The organism is uncultured Pseudoflavonifractor sp., from assembly GCF_944387805.1.
Taxonomy (GTDB): domain Bacteria; phylum Bacillota; class Clostridia; order Oscillospirales; family Oscillospiraceae; genus Pseudoflavonifractor.
Window position 1 is genome coordinate 73,428 of sequence record NZ_CALXGI010000004.1, and the last position, 17,120, is coordinate 90,547.

A 17,120-nucleotide genomic window follows, 5' to 3' on the forward strand; every position below is an offset into this window, starting at 1 on the left:
TGGATTTGCACGGGCGGAGTAAATCCGCCCGGCATCAAGGTTTTTCCGCAGGAAAAACGCTTGGGACGCCGCAGGGGCGGCGGCGAGGAGCGGGATCTCTTACTTGGCGTAGTAGTTGATGAGACAGCCGGCCAGCACGATATCCCGCTCCTCGCGGGTCATGCCGGGCAGGCGGAGGGTGACGGTGCGCTCCTGGCCGTTCTGGATGAGGGTGGCTTCCACGGTCTCGTCCATGGACTCCAGCGCCTTCCGGATGCCGGGCAGCCACAGCTGGTCCCCGGGCTGGATGTTCCAGTCCTTCACGCCGTCGGCCACAAAGGGCAGCATACCCCAGTTGACCACATTGGAGCGGTAGCGCTTGGTGGCGTACTCAGCGGCCAGGTTGGCGCAGCCGCCCAGCACACGCTGGCAGGAGGCGGCCTGCTCACGGGCGGAGCCGTCGCCGGGCTTGAGGGCCATGACAAAGGTGCCCAGGCCGGTGGTGCGGCCGTCCCGACCGCCCAGGGCCTCCACAACGGCGGGGTTCTCCGGGTCCTTGCGCCGCAGCAGCTCTACCTCCTGGACCGCCTTGGCGCGGGGAACGTACTGGGGGTCCTTGCGGCTCAGAGCGAACTGGGAGAGCTTGATGGGGTTGGAGCGGTAGGAGGAGGTCTCGCCGGAGGGGATGAGCTCGTCGGTGGTGGTCACCGGATCGTAGATGGCGGCAGCGGCGGTGAGGAGCAGATTCTCCGGCATGGGGATCTGCTCGGGCCAGTCGGCGATGTTGGGGCCAAAGACCAGCTCGGTCTCGGGGTGGGGGTGGCCCACGCCGAAGTACACCCGGGCCTTATAGGCCGAGTCGTCGTAGTGATAGGGCTCGTTGGCGGCGTCGGCAGGGACGTCGGGCAGCTCGGTGGCGGCGGTGAGCACGCCGCCGTTGAGGGCGGTGGCCGCGATGGAGCGGGCGTCCATCAGGGCCACATAGGCCACCTGGCCGTCTGCGGGCTTGGAGCCCTCCCGGTTGGGGAAGTTGCGGGTAGAGTGGCGGATGGAGAAGGCGCCATTGGCGGGCACGTCGCCCGCGCCGAAGCAGGGGCCGCAGAAGCAGGAGCGGATGGACGCACCGGCGGCCATCAGGTCGGCAATGTAACCCTGCTTGGTCAGCTCCAGGTTGATGGGCATGGAGCCGGGGTAGCAGGAGAGCCAGAAGGCATCGGAGCCGATGGTGTGACCCTTGAGGATCTGGGCGGCCCGGACCAGGTTCTGATAGGTGCCGCCGGAGCAGCCGGCGATGACGCCCTGGTCCACGTGGAACTGGCCGTTCTGAATCTTCTTGGTAAGGGAGGGAGCGCCGTTCTTCAGCTCCAGTTGGCGCACCGCGTCCTCCTCAACCTGGTGGAGCAGGTCGGCCATGTTGGACTTGAACTCCCGGATGGTGAAGGCGTTGGAGGGGTGGAAGGGCAGGGCGATCATGGGCTCCACGGCAGACAGATCCACTTCGATGAGGCCGTCGTACCAGGCGCCGTCGGCGGGGGCCTGGGCCTGGTAGGAGTCGCCCCGGCCCAGCACGGCCAGGTGCTCCTTCACGGTGTCGTCGGTGCTCCACACGGAGGACAGGCAGGCGGTCTCGGTGGTCATCACGTCGATGCCGGAGCGGTAGTCCATGGACAGATTCTTCACGCCGGGGCCGAAGAACTCCATCACCGCGTTCTTCACCGCGCCAATCTTGAAGGTGGCGCCGATAAGGGCCAGGGCCACGTCCTGAGGACCCACGCCGGGGCGGGGCGCGCCGGTGAGGTGGATGGCGATGACCTTGGGGTAGGCGATGTCGTAGGTCTTGCACAGCAGCTGGCGGGCCAGCTCAGGGCCGCCCTCACCGATGGCCATGCAGCCGTAGGCGCCGTAGCGGGTGTGGGAGTCGGAGCCCAGAATCATCCGGCCGGGGGCGGCGTACCGCTCCCGCATGTAGGAGTGGATGACGGCCTGGTGGGCGGGGACGAACTCGCCGCCGTACTTCTTGGCGGCGGAGAGACCAAACACGTGGTCATCCTCGTTGATGGTGCCGCCCACGGCGCACAGGGAGTTGTGGCAGTTGGTGAGCACATAGGGCAGGGGGAACTCTTTCATGCCCGAGGCACGGGCGGTCTGGATGATGCCCACGTAGGTAATATCATGGGAGGCCATGGCGTCGAATTTCAGCTTCAGCTCAGCCATGTTGCCGGCGGTGTTGTGGGCCTTGAGGATGCTGTAAGCCATGGTGCCGGACTTGGCCAGCTGGGGCGCAGGCAGACCTGCGGCCGCACCCTCGGCCTCAGAGAGGAAGCCGCCGTCCCGATAGTAGACGCCGGAGAGAGTCATTTTGATGCTCATGGACGTACCTCCAATATCTTGTGGATTTTGAAATCATTTTGCGCTCGGGGAACCGAGACCTTGTGGGACATCAGTTCGCTGATTTGATAAATATTATCATACCAAAGCGGCGGGGAAAGTGCAAGCGGAAGGGGTGGGAAAATGCAGATTTCCCATTACACCGCCGGGACGCATAAAAAATTGTAAAAATTTATGTTAACCTTTTTGGCCCAAATCCATTGACGGAGAGAGGGGGATTCGGTAGAATATTAGGGAACGTTTGCCGGGGCGGCTGAGGCCCCGTGAGTGAGGCTTACAAAGGATAAAAGGAGTTCCCCCATGAGACAGACAAAGAGAGCGGCTGTATTTCTGCTGATGCTGGCCCTGCTGGTGTCCTTCCTGCCGGTGCAGGCGGCGGGACCCAACGGGCTGCTGAATATTGAGGTACATAACGAAGCCACAGGGCGCTACGAACCCCAGCAGGCGGAAAAGATAAACATCAGCCTGGACGGGACGGTTCTCGACCTGACAGGAGATGTGCCCGGCCTGGCGCTGGGCAGTCGCACCATGGTGCCCATCCGCACAGTGGCCGAGGCGCTGGGCGCAACGGTGCTTTGGCCCCAGGGCAGCAACCAGGTGATTCTCCGCAAGGGGACGGACACCATTGTCCTCACTCTGGGCGCGGCTAATGCGGTGGTCAACGGCCAGGTGGCGCCTCTGCCTGACGGCGTGCCCGCCTGCGTGGTGAAGTGCCAGGGCGTGGAGCGGACCATGGTGCCGCTGCGGTTTGTGTCCGAACGGCTGGGGGCCCAGGTGGACTGGGAACAGGAGACCTTTACCGCCAAAATCGTCAGCGGGGAGAATGATGCAGCCTACATCACCCGCATCCAGGCCAACTACGATATGCAGACCGTGTTTATCGGAATGGACCAGAAGCTGGAGTACCGCATCACAGACAGCGGCAACAGGGTGACGCTGGACATTCTGGGCGCGGAGCTGTCGGCGGGCTTCCCCGGCACCATTGCAGTGGACAACGACTTTATTGATACAGTCCGCTACGCTCAGCATGGGACGGATCTGTATGATGGCTATGACCATGTAGTCCGGGTGGAGCTGATTCTGGCCGACGGAGTCAGCCGGGAGAAGAACCTGACTGTAGAGCAGCAGGACGACGGCATCCTCATCACCGCATTCCGGGCCCCGGAGGACGAGCCGGTTGTGCCGGATACCCCGGCGGAGAAGCCCACTGACCCGGTGAATCCCTCCAACCCCATCGATCCCGCCCGGCGGACCATTGTCATTGACCCGGGCCACGGCGGCACCAGCAGCGGCGCGGCGTACGAGGGCATCCTGGAGAAGGACCTGACCCTGCCCATCTCCCTGAAGCTGGAGGCTCTTCTGAAGGCGGCGGGGTACAACGTGGTGATGACCCGGTCCACCGACGTCTATGTGGGCCTCTACGAGCGGGCGGATATCGCCAACAGCGTGGACGCGGATATCTTTGTCTCCATTCACGCCAACGCCTTTGACGACCCCTCGGTCAACGGCCTTATCACCTACTACCACCCCTCCAGCGGGCGGGGCAGGCGGCTGGCCCAGGCCATCCAGACGCCCGCCTGCCAGGCCACCGGCGCTAAGGACCGGAGCATTGCCTCGGCAGACTTTGTGGTCCTGCGGGAGACCGACATGTGCGCTGTGCTGGTGGAGACCGGCTTCATGACCAACCACGACGAGCTGATGAAGCTCAACACCAGCTCCTATCAGGACAAGCTGGCCCAGGGCATTGCCCAGGGTATCATCAATTACCTGAACACGCTGGGGTGATATCATCAAAAAGCACCGCCGGACAGCTGTCCGGCGGTGCTTTTTGTGCCGTTACTGTTCTGTCAGCTTCCGGCGGACGGCCTCATTGACGGCCTTGGGGTCGGCCTTGCCCTTGAGCTGGCGCATGACCTGGCCCACCAGGAAGCCGAAGGCCTTCTCCTTGCCGGCGCGGTAGTCGGCCACCGACTTGGGGTTGTCGGCAAAGGCCTTGTCCACAGCGGCCTCCACCAGGCTGCCGTCCTGAATCTGCTCCAGTCCGTGCTCCGCCACATAGGCATCCACGTCGCCGTCGCTGTCGAACACTGCCTCAAACACGGTGACGGCGGTGTTGCGGTTGAGCCTACCCTCCGCCACCAGGGCGATGAGACGGGCCAGAGTGGCGGGGGAGAGGGGCATATCCGCCGCCTCCATGCCCCGGGCGGACAGGGCGCGCAACACCTCGCCCATAATCCAGTTGGACGCCTGTTTGGCAGGGGCGCCCAGGTCAACCACTGCCTCAAAGAAGTCGGACAGCGCCTTCTGGGAGGTGATCATCTCGGTGTCGTAGGCGGGCAGGCCGAACTGGCGCTGATACCGCTCCATTCTGGCCGGGGCCATCTCGGGCTGGGCGGCGAGCAGGCGGTACAGGTACTCCTGGGACAGCTCCACCGGGGGCAGGTCGGGGTCGGGGAAGTAGCGGTAGTCCTGGGCGTTCTCTTTGGAGCGCATGGCGTAGGTGGCGTCCTTGTTCTCATCCCAGCGGCGGGTCTCCTGAACCACCCGCTTGCCCTCCTCCAGCAGCTCAATCTGCCGCCGGCTCTCATACTGGATGGCCCGGGAAATGGCCTTGAAGGAGTTGAGGTTCTTCATCTCAGTGCGGGTGCCCAGCTCCGTGGAGCCTGCGGGGCGTACCGACAGGTTCACGTCGCACCGGAGGGAGCCCTCCTGCATCTTGCAGTCGGACACGCCCAGGTACTGGAGGGTGGAGCGCAGCTGCTCCAGGTAGGCGATGACCTCCTCGGCGGTGCGGAAGTCGGGCTCGGTGACAATCTCGATGAGGGGTACGCCGCAGCGGTTATAGTCGCAGCAGGTCTGGTCGGTCCAGGGGTCGTGGACCAGCTTGCCCGCGTCCTCCTCCATGTGCAGCTCGTGAATACCCACCGTCTTGCCGCCGCCGATGTCCACCCTGCCGTTCCGGGCGATGGGCAGGTAGAGCTGGGAGATCTGATAGGCCTTGGGCAGGTCGGGGTAGAAGTAGTTCTTCCGGTCAAAGCGGCTCTTCTTGGTGATCTCACACCCCAGGGCCAGCCCGGCCTTGACGGCGAACTCCAGCACCTTCTCGTTGAGCACGGGCAGGGCGCCCGGCATGCCGGTGCACACCGGGCAGCAGTGGGTGTTGGGCGCGCCGCCGAAGGCAGTGGTGCAGGAGCAGAAGATTTTGGTGGCTGTGGAGAGCTCCACATGGGTCTCCAGACCGATGACGGTTTCCCAGGTCATATTATTTGACCTCCTTCCCATAGGGGGAACGTCTGTGGTAATCGGTGTCCAGCTGGAAGGCGTGGGCGGCGTTGAGAACGGCCGCCTCACCCAGGGCCGGGCCGATGAGCTGGGCGCCGATAGGTACGCCGCCGTCAAAGCCGCAGGGCATGGACAGGGCAGGCAGACCCGCCAGATTGGCGGGCACGGTGTAGATGTCGCTCAGATACATCTTCAGCGCTTCGCTGAGGCTCTCACCCAGTTTAGGGGCGGTGGTGGGGGAGACAGGGGTGAGCAGCAGGTCGTACTGCTCAAAGGCCCTGTCAAAGGCCTCCTTGATGAGGGCCTTGACCTGGAGGGCTTTTTTGTAGTAGGCGTCGTAGTAGCCGGAGGAGAGGACAAAGGTGCCCAGCAGAATGCGCCGCTTCACCTCGGAGCCGAAGCCCTCGGTGCGGGTGCGGCAGTAGAGGTCGGTCAGGTCCTCGTACTCGGGCGCACGCCAGCCGTACTTCACGCCGTCATACCGGGACAGGTTGCTGCTGGCCTCGGCGCAGGCAATAATATAATAGGTAGGCACCATATATTTCATCAGGGGGAAGGAGAAGGTCTCCACTCTGGCCCCTCTTGCCTCCAGCACGGCGGCAGTGGCCTTGACGGCATCGGCCACCTGGGGCTCCAGACCTTCGCCAAAACACTGGCTGGGCAGGCCGATCTTCATGCCCCGGATGTCCCCGGTCAGCCTGGAGAGCAGGCTCCCCGCGGGCACGTCCAGGGAGGTGGCATCCCGCCTGTCCCTGCCCTGGATGGCGTCCAGCACGGCGGCGCAGTCGGCGGCGGTGCGGGCCAGGGGGCCAATCTGGTCCAGAGAGGAGGCGTAGGCGATGAGGCCGTACCGGCTGACCGAGCCGTAGGTGGGCTTGATGCCGGTGACGCCGCAGAAGGAGGCGGGCTGGCGGATGGAGCCGCCGGTGTCGGAGCCCAGGGCGAACCAGCACGCCCGGGCGGCCACAGCAGCTGCCGCGCCGCCGGAGGAGCCGCCGGGCACCCGGGAAGTGTCCCAGGGGTTGCGGGTGGGGCCGTAGAAGGAGGTCTCGGTGGTGGAGCCCATGGCGAACTCGTCCATGTTCAGCTTGCCCAGGGAGACGGCTCCGGCCTCTGCCATCCGCTCTGTCACGGCGGCATCGTAGGGTGGCGCGAAGTCCCCCAGGATTTTGGAGGCGCAGCAGGTCTTGACGCCCTTGGTGCAGATGTTGTCCTTGATGGCCATGGGCACGCCGTACAGGGGGCTTTTTGCCTCTTTCACCCCGGCCTGGAGGGCCTGGGCGCGGGCCATGGCCTGCTCACCGGCGGCGGTGATAAAGCAGTTGAGGGAGGGCTCCCGCTCCGCCATCGCGTCCAGGGCGGTCTGGGTGGCCTCAGCGATGGACACGTCCCCAGCCCTGATGGCCGCGCCCAGCTCCAGGGCGCTCAGTTCCAGCAGTTCTTTCACAGTAAACCCTCCTTATTCCACAGCCTTGGGCACCCGGAAGGTCTCCTCGTCTCTGTCCGGCGCGCCGGACAGCAGAACCTCCCGGTCTGCCGAGGGGACCACCTCGTCAGCACGGAGCACGTTTTTCAGGGGGAAGGTGTGGCTCATGGGCTCCACGCCGTCGGTGTCCAGGGTGTTGAGGGTGTCCATATAGGTGACGATCTGTTCCAGCTCACCGGCCATTTTGGCCTTCTCCTCCTGGGGGAGGCGGAGCCGGGACAGGGTGGAGACGTAGTCCACCAGCTCTTCGGTAATTTTCATAACAGCAGCATCCTTTCGTCCAATCCCCTCGGAGAGCGGAGGGGGTATCGCGCCGCAGGTGCGTATCTAGGGGGAACTGGTTCCCCCTGGAGGGCGCATATCCTGCCGCAGCGCGGCAGAGATTTTCCGCAGAAAATCGATGCGCCCTTTAAGGTTCCAGCCGGGTGCGGTCCCGGGGGAAGAGGGTGGCCAGGCGCACATTGTCCAGGCCGCACAGCTGCATGGTCAGCCGCTCCAGGCCGATGCCCAGGCCGCCGTGGGGGGGCGCGCCGTACTTGTGGAGCATGAGGTAGGACTCGAACTCTTTGGGGTCCATGCCAAGCCGCTCCATCTTGGCCACCTGCTGGTCGTAGTCGTGAATGCGCTGGCCGCCGGTGGTCACCTCCATGCCCCGGAACAGCAGGTCAAAGGACAGGGTGTACTTGGGGTCCTCCGGGTCGTCCATGGCGTAGAAGGGCCGCTTTTTGGCCGGGTAGTGGGTGACAAAGACCAGGTCGCTGCCCCATACCTCCCTGGCGTACCGGCCGATGGCGTGCTCCTCCTCGGGCTCCAGGTCGTAGGGGTTGCGGATGGCGTAGCCGTACCTCTCCGCCGCCAGCCGTTTGGCCTCGTCAAACCGGACGCAGGGGATATCCTTCATTTCCGGGAGGGTAACACCCAGCCGGGCCAGGTCGCCGGCGTACTCCTCGCTCAGCAGGCGGAAGCAGTACTGGAGGAAGCCGGTCTCCACGGCGATGATGTCGTAGAAGCTGTCGATATACCCCATCTCAAAATCCATGGAGGTGTACTCGTTCAGGTGGCGGGTGGTGCTGTGCTTCTCCGCCCGGAACACGGGGCCCACCTCGAACACCCGCTCAAAGACGGGCACCATGGTCTGCTTGTAGAACTGGGGGGACTGGGTGAGGAAGGCCTTGCGGCCGAAGTAGTCCAGCCGGAAGATGTTGCTGCCGCCTTCCGCCCCGGCGTGGACAATCTTGGGGGTGTGGATTTCGGTAAAGTCTTGGCTCTGGAGGTACTCACGGAAGGCCCGGCAGATGCCTGCCTGGATGCGGAATACACTGCGCTCCCGCAGGCTGCGCAGCACCACAGGGCGGAGGGAGAGCCGGGAATCCAGGGTCAGGTTCAGCTTCCACTTGGAGACAGGCACCGGCGTTGGTGCGGCAGGACGGGAGAGCACCCGCACCGCAGCCGCGGCCAGCTCAGCCCCGCCGGGAGCCCGCTCCTCCGGGCGCACCGTGCCCAGCACCTCCACGGCGCACTCCTCGGTGACGCCGTCCAGCTCCACCTCCGGCGGGCACACGCACTGGAGCACCCCGTCTCCCTTGCGCAGGAGCAGGAAGGTGAGGCCGCCCATGTCCCGCAGGGCATGGACCATACCACGGACGGAGACGGCCTGATTGGCCAGGGCACCTCCGATAATGTCGTCTATGGCGGGCTGCTTGACTGGGGTAAGAGCTGTCGCTGTGATCATGACCGTTCACATCCTTTTGAAAGAGTAAAAAAATTCCACCACAAAAAACGAAAAAAGCCCCGAGACTGCCAAAGCAGTTTCGGGGCGAAACATACCTGTTCCGCGGTACCACCCAAAGTTGCGGCGTCCTCATTGACGCGACCTCTTATACTCCTTAACGCGGAGGGGGACGGGCGAACCTACCCCTCCGGCTGGAGGCTCGGCACGCCGGCTCAAAAGTGTTGCGCCGTCTCTTCTCTCCGGGGCGGGCTCTCAGTCGGTGGCCCGCGTTCTCTGTCGGATGCCCGAGGGGCGGTCTTTCTCGTTGCCTTTGTGATGTTGGAGGCATTATACGCCCGCAGAAGGACATTTGTCAACGGTTATTTTTCTTCAATATTTTTCCATGAAAGAAAAAAGGTGATCTTTGCCGATGGAATGTGCTATAATGAACAGAATTGAATCAGCTGCCGCAGGGGCTGTCCGGCCCCCTGGCGCTGAGCACACCCAAAGGAGAGAACCCAGCCATGAAAATTATTGACATTCTCAGCCAGGACAAGGTCACCCTGTCCTTCGAGGTATTCCCGCCCAAGACCAGCGACTCCTACGAGTCTGTGGCAAAGGCCACGCAGGAGATTGCGGCCCTCAAGCCCGACTTCATGAGCGTGACCTACGGAGCCGGCGGCGGCACCAGCGACTACACCGTGGGCATTGCCGCGGGCATCCGGGACAAGTACGGCGTGGAGCCTCTGGCCCACCTGACCTGCGCCTCCTCCACCCGGGAGCGCGTCCAGCAGGTGCTGAGCAAGCTGAAGGCGAGCGGCATCAGCAATGTGCTGGCCCTGCGGGGAGACATCCCGGAAGGGGGCGCTCCGGCCCATGACTACCACCACGCCGCCGAGCTGGTGCGGGAGATCAAGGCCAGCGGCGACTTCTGTGTGGGCGGCGCCTGCTACCCCGAGGGCCACCCCGAGTCCCCCAACAAGGCCAGCGACATCGACTATCTGAAGGCCAAGGTGGAGGCGGGCTGTGAGTTCCTCACCACCCAGATGTTCTTTGACAACAACATCCTCTACAATTTCCTCTACCGCATCCGGGAGAAGGGAATCACCGTCCCCGTGGTGGCGGGCATCATGCCGGTGACCAACGGCAAGCAGATTGCCCGCATCTGCAAGCTGTCCGGCACCTATCTGCCCGAAAAATTCAAGGCCATTGTGGACAAATTCGGAGACAACCCTGCCGCCATGCGCCAGGCCGGCGTGGCCTACGCCGCCGGACAGATCATCGACCTCATCGCCAACGGCGTCAACCACATTCACATCTACTCCATGAACAAGCCGGAGATTGCCGCTGGCATTCAGGAGAGCCTGTCGGAGGTCCTGAAGTGATCCTGGAGGCGGACTACGGCGAGATCTGCCGGTACCTGGGCTACCGGAGGGACACACCCCCGGACAGCGCCATGGAGCAGACCATCCGTGCCTGCGCCCGGCGGCTGGAGCAGGCGGTCACCCCCCGGTGGGTGAGCCGGGAATTCCCCCTCACCCGCCTGCCCGACGGGACGTTGGAGCTGGGGGAGGTCCGGGTGGAGAGCAAGAGCCTGTCCCGCAACCTGAAGGGCTGCGAGCGGGTGATTTTCTTCGCCGCCACCCTGGGGGTGGAGGCCGACCGGCTCATCGCGAGAGCCGCCGCCGTGCGGATGAGCGAGGCGGTGATCCTCCAGGCCGCGGCGGCCTCCCTCATCGAGGTGTGCTGCGACGAGGCCTGTGAGGAGCTGCGCGTCAAAGCGGAGGAGGAGGGCTGGTATCTCCGGCCCCGGTTCAGCCCCGGCTACGGGGACTTCTCCATCGCCCACCAGCGGGATATCACAGCTTTGCTCCAGACCCCGGCCAGAATCGGACTGACGGTGACGGAGCAGATGCTGCTGGCCCCCATGAAGTCGGTCACCGCGGTGATCGGCATGTCCCGCCAGGCGGCGCCCTGTCACCGGCAGGGCTGCGAGGCCTGCGGCAAGACCGACTGCGCCTTTCGCAGATAACAGGAGGAACCTATGAGTTTTTTGGAGAAACTGGGGCGTGAGCGCCTCTTTTTTGACGGCGGCACCGGCACCTTGCTTCAGGCCCAGGGCCTGAAGGGGGGCGAGCTGCCCGAGACCTGGAACCTGCGCTACCCCGAGCGGATTCAGGCCGTGCACAAGGCCTATCTGGAGGCGGGAAGCCACGTCATCTGCACCAACACCTTTGGGGCCAACGCCCTGAAGTTCCCCGACGGCGGGGAGTGGGATCTGGACGAGATTGTCCGGGCCGCTATGGACAATGCCAAGAAGGCCAGAGCGGAGACGGGCCGGGAGGCCGACGCCTACATCGCTCTGGATCTGGGCCCCACCGGGCGGCTGCTGCGGCCCATGGGGGACCTGGACTTTGAGGACGCGGTAGCGCTGTTTGCCCGGGTGGTCCGGGTGGGCGCTGCGGCAGGTGCCGACCTGGTGCTCATCGAGACCATGAGCGACGGCTACGAGGCCAAGGCGGCTGTGCTGGCGGCCAAGGAGAACAGCGACCTGCCCGTGGTGGTGACCACGGTGTACGACGAGAACGGCAAGATGCTCACCGGCGGCACCATCGCCTCCACCGTGGCCCTGCTGGAGGGCCTGCGGGTGGACGCCCTGGGCGTCAACTGCGGCATGGGCCCGGAGCAGATGCTCCCTCTGGCTGAGGAGCTGGTGAGGCTGTCCTCTGTGCCCGTGGTGGTCAACCCCAATGCCGGCCTGCCCCGGCGGGAGGGGGACAGGACTGTGTTCGACGTGGACCCGGAGCGGTTCGCCGCTGTCATGGAGCGCATCGCCAAGCTGGGCGTGTGGGGCCTGGGCGGCTGCTGCGGCACCACCCCCGACCATATCCGCGCCCTTACCGCCGCCTGCCGGGACATTCCCGTCACCCCGCCGCAGCGTAAGGGGCGGACCGTGGTGTCCTCCTTCTCCCAGGCGGTGGAGATTGGCCCTATGCCCGTCATCATCGGTGAGCGCATCAACCCCACCGGCAAGAAGCGCTTCAAGGAGGCCCTGCGCAGCCACGACCTGGAGTATATTCTGAATGAAGGCTTTGCCCAGGAGGAGGCGGGGGCCCACATTCTGGACGTAAACGTGGGCCTGCCCGAGATTGACGAGCCCGCCATGCTGGAGGAGGCGGTGTGCGCCCTCCAGAGCGTCATCTCCCTGCCCCTGCAGATTGACACCTCTGACACCGAGGCCATGGCCCGCGCCATGCGCCGCTACAACGGCAAGCCCATGATCAACTCGGTCAGCGGCAAGGCGGAGAGCATGGCGGCGGTGTTCCCCCTGGTGCGCAGGTACGGCGGCGTGGTGGTGGGCCTTGCCCTGGACGAGGGCGGCATCCCCGACACCGCCGAGGGCCGCCTGGCGGTGGCCCGGAAGATTTACAGCACCGCCGCTGAGTACGGCATCCCCCCGGAGGACATCGTGATCGACGGCCTGACACTCACTGTCTCCTCTGAGCCCAAGGCGGCTGTGGTCACCCTGGAGACCCTCCGGCGGGTGCGGGACGAGCTGGGCGGCCACACCATCCTGGGCGTGTCCAACGTGTCCTTCGGTCTGCCCCGGCGGGACATCATCAACGCCAATTTCTTCGCCATGGCCCTGGAGGCCGGGCTGTCCTGCGCCATCATCAACCCTCTGGCCGAGGGCATGATGGGGGCCTGGCGGTCCTACTGCGCCCTGGCCGGGCTGGACAGCCAGTGCAGCGGCTATATCGGGGCGTACAGCGGTCAGACTGCCGCTCCTGCCGCCCCCGCTTCCGGGACGGAGCTGTCTCTGGAGGAGTGTGTGATGCGGGGCATGCAGGAGGGCGCGGCCCAGGCCGCCCGTGGGGCGCTGGACAAGGGCGCACAGCCCCTGGAGCTGGTCAACAGCGCCCTCATCCCCGCTCTGGACAGGGTGGGCCAGGACTTTGAGAAAAAGATCCTCTTCCTGCCCCAGCTGCTTATGAGCGCCGAGGCGGCAAAGGCCGCCTTCGAGGTGGTCAAAGCCGCCATGGCCAGTGAGCCCCAGGAGAAGCAGGGCAAGGTGGTGCTGGCCACCGTCAAGGGGGACATCCACGATATCGGCAAGAACATCGTCAAGGTCCTGCTGGAGAACTACGGCTTTGAGGTGGTGGACCTGGGCAAGGACGTGGCCCCGGAGAAGATTGTGGCGGCGGCCGCTGCCCCTGATATCCGGCTGGTGGGTTTGAGCGCCCTTATGACCACCACGGTGGTCAGTATGGAGGAGACCATCAAGGCCCTGCGGGAGAGCGGCAGCGGCGTCAGGGTGGTGGTGGGCGGCGCGGTGCTCACAGAGGAGTATGCCGGCAGCATCGGCGCCGACTGCTACGCCAGGGACGCCATGGCCACCGTCCGCTACGCCAGGGAAGTATACGGAACAGAGAATGGGGAGGAGAAGGCATGAAGAACTGGGAAGCCCTCAGGGCCGAGTGTATGGCCTGCCGGAAGTGCGCCCTTGCCGAGACCCGGAACAACGTGGTGTTCGGCTCAGGCAACCCCAACGCCGAGGTCATGTTCATCGGCGAAGGTCCCGGCGAGCAGGAGGACCTGAAGGGAGAGGCCTTTGTGGGACGGGCGGGCAAGCTGCTGGACGACATGCTGGAGATCATCGACCTGGACCGGAGCAAAATCTATATCACCAACATGGTCAAATGCCGTCCCCCTCAGAACCGGGACCCCCTCAACGTGGAGCAGGAGGCCTGCATCGGCTATCTGCGCAACCAGGTGGCTGTCATCCGGCCCAGGATTATCGTCTGTCTGGGCCGGATCGCCGCCATGAAGCTGATCAAAGAGGACTTCAAAATCACCAGGGAGCACGGCCAGTGGGTGGAGAAGGCGGGCGTGCACATGACCGCCATGTACCACCCGGCGGCCCTCCTGCGCAACCCGGGCTGGCGTCCCGCCGCCTTTGAGGACCTGAAGTCTCTCCAGGCTAAAATCAAGGAAATATGCACCAGAACCTATTGAGTGATAAGAAAAATTCTCCTGCTGTCCCTTGGGACAGCAGGAGAATTTTTTCTATATAAGCAAATAAATCCTGGAAAAGGATTGACAATCATATCCAGCACGGATACAATACAATGATTTAGATTCCAAGTCTGAATGGTCGGTTGGGGAAAAGAAAGGAGAAGGTATATGTACCACTATTTGGACGACAGGGAATTTGAGCACAGAATGCGGGGCATGGCGGGAGAAATCATGCAGAGCCTGTGCCATCGCTTGAAGGTCGAGTATGACATTGGGGCAATTCCCAAGCTGGTGGGCAGCGGCAGGAGCAATATCATCTTGCAGAACGCTGACGAGCCGGTGGATTTGGACTACAATCTGGAAATTCTCAGATACCAGGACATCAATAACGGCCGGGAACTCAAGGAGGGCGTCAGAAAGGCGTTCAATGAGGTGCTGAATGAACATAGATTCGGTGACTGCCAGGACTCCACCTCCTGCCTGGCAAGCCCAAGGATATATTTTACGAGAGGGAACAAAACGGAATTTTCCATTGATGTGTGTATCACAAGACGGGATGAAGCGGACTGCTACCACAGGCTGATCCATGAAAAAACAGGGATCGCCGCTTACGATCGGTATTACTGGAATATTGTACGGAACTCAGCGGGACTCAGGAAAAAGGAAGACTACATTAAGGAACACGGAAAATGGATGCAGCTGCGCGAGGAGTATCTGAAAATCAAAAACGAATACCTGCGCCGCAGCAGCCATACTGTCTGTCCGGGAAATACGTATGTGAACCTTCCGTCCTTTGTCTGCTATATTGAGGCCGTAAACAATGTGTGTAATCAGCTAAATCAGCAGATAAGACTGCAGAGCGTATGTTCATGGCAGCAGCTTCAAAGCGGATTCCGCATCATGCTTTGACAGCGGAGACGCAAGAGAAAGGAGAATGGTATTCCATGGAAAAGCATTTCTTTGACTATGACGACGGGGACTTTGCATACGCCATCTCAGACCGCATGGCAATTGATTCCGATGGGGACCTGCTGATGCGGATGGACGACCACATGGCAATGGACCTGGACTCAGGAGAGCTGCATATGATTTCAGACTGGTCCCGTGAGGAAGAGAAATGAAGTGAAAAAGAACAAAATCCGCCCGCTGTCCCTGGACAGCGGGCGGATTTTTATCAGGCGCTTGTACGGGCGCGCTTCTTGGCCTGGAAGGACTTGATGACCTTCAGGCGGGTGAACTCCTCCCGCTCCTTCTCTTCCAGCGCTTCGGTGATGAAGCGGATGGTGCTGTTGAAGCCGGGAATGACGATGTTCTTCAGGGCGTTGGCCCGCTTCTGTGTTTTCTTGATGGCGTTGGCCAGGCGGTAGATGGAGGTCTCCACCTCCGCCAGCTGGCGCACCAGCTCCTTTACCTGGTGGAACTTGAGGTAGCACTCGTCCAGTTCAGAGCTGGTGGAGGCAAAGCCGTACTCCGGCCGGACCGGGGCGGACCGGTCGGGGATATGGGGCAGCTCCACGCCCATAACCGAGCGGTACTGCACCTCCAGACTTTCGTCCACGTCCACGGCCTCGGCGATACGGTCGCAGATGCCCAGCTTGATGTTGGCGGTCTGAAGGGAGGCGTAGGCCTCCGTAAAGACGGTGTCAATCTGGTCCTGGACCTGTTTGGCGGTCTCCATCAGGGACATCATCTCCCGGATGAGGATGTTCCGCTTCCGGTCCATCAGCTCATAGCCCGTCTGAGCCAGGGCCCGGGAGCGCTTGGTGGCCATCAGGTTGCCTTTGGTTGGTAGGACAGCAGCCATTTACGGGCCTCCTCTCAGATTAGTTGAGCTTCCCGTCTCCGCCAGCGGATTCGGGGTTCAGAATGGTCTTGTAAGCGCCCTCCACATAGTGGGCCTCGATGGTGGCGCTGCTCATACGGTCCAGCTCGCTCTTGGGCAGGATGCTCAGCAGCTTCCAGCCCAGGTCCAGAGTCTGATCAATAGTCCGGTTGTCACCCATGTCCTGGTTGATGAACAGGGCCTCAAAGGCTTTGCCGAACTCCAGGTATTTCTTGTCGATGTCGGACAGCTCATCCTCACCGATGACGCTGGCCAGGCTCCGGGCGTCCTGCACCTTGGAGTAGGAGGCGAAGAGCTGATTGGACACATCGGGGTGGTCGTCCCGGGTGAAGCCCTTGCCAATGCCGTCCTTCATCAGACGGGAAAGGGAGGGCAGAATGGAGATGGGGGGATAGATGCCCTTCTGGTCCATGTCGCGGTCCAGCACGATCTGCCCCTCGGTGATGTAGCCGGTCAGGTCGGGGATGGGGTGGGTAATATCGTCGTTGGGCATGGTCAGAACGGGCACCTGAGTTACGGAGCCGGGGCGGCCCTTGATCATGCCGGCACGCTCGTAAAGGGAAGCCAGGTCGGAGTACAGGTAGGAGGGGAAGCCCTTACGGGAGGGAATCTCGCCCTTGGAGGAGGAGAACTCACGGACAGCCTCGCAGTAGGAGGTCATATCGGTCATGATGACCAGCACGTGGTAGCCAAGGTCAAAGGCCAGATACTCAGCGGCGGTGAGGGCGCAGCGGGGGGTCAGGATGCGCTCGATGATGGGGTCGGAGGCCAGGTTCATGAACATGACCACCCGCTGGAGGGCGCCGGCCTCCTCAAAGTTGCGGCGGAAGAACTCGGCGGTATCGTTCTTGACGCCCATGGCGGCGAACACGATGGCAAACTCGCCGTCCTGATCGGCGACCCGGGCCTGGCGGACGATCTGGGCCGCCAGCTCGTTGTGCTTCATACCGGCGCCGGAGAAGATAGGCAGCTTCTGGCCCCGGATCAGCGTAGAGCAGCCGTCAATGGCGGAGATGCCAGTGTAGATACAGGAACGGGGATACTGGCGGGAAACCGGGTTGATGGCAGAGCCGTTGATGTTCCGGCGCTGCTCGGGGTAGAGCTCGCCCAGGCCGTCAATGGGCCGGCCGGCGCCGTCAAAGATACGGCCCAGCATCTCATGGGAGAGGGCGATATCCATGGGCTTGCCGGTAAAGTGGGTGCGGGCATTTTCCAGGGAGATACCCTTGGTGCCCTCAAAGACCTGGAGGATGGCCTTGTCGCCGTCAACCGTGATGACACGGCCGTAGCGGCGCTCGCCGTTCTCCAGGGTGATTTCGGCCATCTCGTCGTAGGCCACGTCCTCAACGCCCTGAAGGGCAATCAGAGAACCGGACAGCTCGGACAGGCCGATATATTCCATGCGCATAAAATCA

At 63.1% G+C, this 17,120-nt stretch carries 14 protein-coding genes; 7 read left to right on the forward strand and 7 right to left on the reverse strand.

Annotation, left to right across the window (positions count from 1 at the left end):
• Window positions 1-99: 99 nt before the first annotated feature.
• A complete protein-coding gene (locus Q0K06_RS02205) occupies window positions 100-2,349 on the reverse strand; it encodes a hydratase (protein WP_294547970.1) in 2,250 nt (749 codons plus the stop codon).
• Window positions 2,350-2,667: 318 nt separating this feature from the next.
• On the opposite strand from Q0K06_RS02205, the gene Q0K06_RS02210 reads away from it, so the two are divergent.
• Window positions 2,668-4,152 carry an N-acetylmuramoyl-L-alanine amidase gene (locus Q0K06_RS02210; RefSeq protein ID WP_294547973.1) on the forward strand — a complete coding sequence of 495 codons (1,485 nt, stop codon included), beginning with the start codon at window positions 2,668-2,670 and terminating at the stop codon, window positions 4,150-4,152.
• Window positions 4,153-4,203: 51 nt separating this feature from the next.
• On the opposite strand, the gene gatB is transcribed toward Q0K06_RS02210, so the two are convergent.
• The 4 genes from gatB to aspS all read right to left on the reverse strand — a co-directional run bounded on the left by gatB (window position 4,204) and on the right by aspS (window position 8,867).
• Window positions 4,204-5,628 carry an Asp-tRNA(Asn)/Glu-tRNA(Gln) amidotransferase subunit GatB gene (gatB, locus tag Q0K06_RS02215; protein WP_294547976.1) on the reverse strand — a complete coding sequence of 475 codons (1,425 nt, stop codon included), beginning with the start codon at window positions 5,626-5,628 and terminating at the stop codon, window positions 4,204-4,206.
• Between the two features lies 1 nt (window position 5,629).
• On the reverse strand, window positions 5,630-7,096 hold the full coding sequence (gatA, locus tag Q0K06_RS02220; protein ID WP_294547978.1) for an Asp-tRNA(Asn)/Glu-tRNA(Gln) amidotransferase subunit GatA: 1,467 nt from the start codon (window positions 7,094-7,096) through the stop codon (window positions 5,630-5,632).
• Between the two features lie 12 nt (window positions 7,097-7,108).
• A complete protein-coding gene (gene gatC / locus Q0K06_RS02225) occupies window positions 7,109-7,396 on the reverse strand; it encodes an Asp-tRNA(Asn)/Glu-tRNA(Gln) amidotransferase subunit GatC (protein WP_294547980.1) in 288 nt (95 codons plus the stop codon).
• A gap of 148 nt (window positions 7,397-7,544) precedes the next feature.
• Window positions 7,545-8,867, reverse strand: coding sequence for an aspartate--tRNA(Asn) ligase (gene aspS, locus Q0K06_RS02230; protein ID WP_294547982.1), 1,323 nt, complete (start codon window positions 8,865-8,867; stop codon window positions 7,545-7,547).
• A 503-nt stretch (window positions 8,868-9,370) separates the two neighbouring features.
• Between aspS and metF the strand changes: the two genes are divergently transcribed.
• The 6 genes from metF (at window position 9,371) to Q0K06_RS02260 (ending at window position 14,983) form a co-directional block, all read left to right on the forward strand.
• On the forward strand, window positions 9,371-10,231 hold the full coding sequence (gene metF, locus Q0K06_RS02235; RefSeq protein ID WP_294547984.1) for a methylenetetrahydrofolate reductase [NAD(P)H]: 861 nt from the start codon (window positions 9,371-9,373) through the stop codon (window positions 10,229-10,231).
• On the forward strand, window positions 10,228-10,878 hold the full coding sequence (locus Q0K06_RS02240; RefSeq protein ID WP_294547988.1) for a vitamin B12 dependent-methionine synthase activation domain-containing protein: 651 nt from the start codon (window positions 10,228-10,230) through the stop codon (window positions 10,876-10,878). The genes metF and Q0K06_RS02240 overlap by 4 nt, the downstream gene beginning before the upstream one ends.
• Window positions 10,879-10,890: 12 nt before the next feature.
• On the forward strand, window positions 10,891-13,299 hold the full coding sequence (locus Q0K06_RS02245) for a homocysteine S-methyltransferase family protein (protein WP_294547990.1): 2,409 nt from the start codon (window positions 10,891-10,893) through the stop codon (window positions 13,297-13,299).
• On the forward strand, window positions 13,296-13,862 hold the full coding sequence (locus tag Q0K06_RS02250; RefSeq protein ID WP_294547993.1) for a uracil-DNA glycosylase: 567 nt from the start codon (window positions 13,296-13,298) through the stop codon (window positions 13,860-13,862). Before Q0K06_RS02245 ends, Q0K06_RS02250 begins: the two co-directional genes overlap by 4 nt.
• Before the next feature lie 168 nt (window positions 13,863-14,030).
• Window positions 14,031-14,771, forward strand: a complete 741-nt coding sequence (locus tag Q0K06_RS02255; protein WP_294547996.1) for a hypothetical protein — start codon at window positions 14,031-14,033, stop codon at window positions 14,769-14,771.
• A gap of 35 nt (window positions 14,772-14,806) precedes the next feature.
• Window positions 14,807-14,983 (forward strand): hypothetical protein, encoded by a 177-nt coding sequence (locus Q0K06_RS02260; protein ID WP_294547999.1) that lies wholly within the window; start codon window positions 14,807-14,809, stop codon window positions 14,981-14,983.
• 53 nt (window positions 14,984-15,036) lie between these two features.
• Here the strand turns inward: Q0K06_RS02260 and Q0K06_RS02265 are convergent, their stop codons facing one another.
• Both Q0K06_RS02265 and Q0K06_RS02270 read right to left on the reverse strand, forming a co-directional pair.
• Window positions 15,037-15,666 (reverse strand): V-type ATP synthase subunit D, encoded by a 630-nt coding sequence (locus tag Q0K06_RS02265; protein ID WP_294548002.1) that lies wholly within the window; start codon window positions 15,664-15,666, stop codon window positions 15,037-15,039.
• Window positions 15,667-15,685: 19 nt separating this feature from the next.
• Complete coding sequence (locus Q0K06_RS02270) at window positions 15,686-17,113, reverse strand: V-type ATP synthase subunit B (RefSeq protein WP_294548005.1); 1,428 nt, start codon at window positions 17,111-17,113, stop codon at window positions 15,686-15,688.
• Window positions 17,114-17,120: the final 7 nt, after the last annotated feature.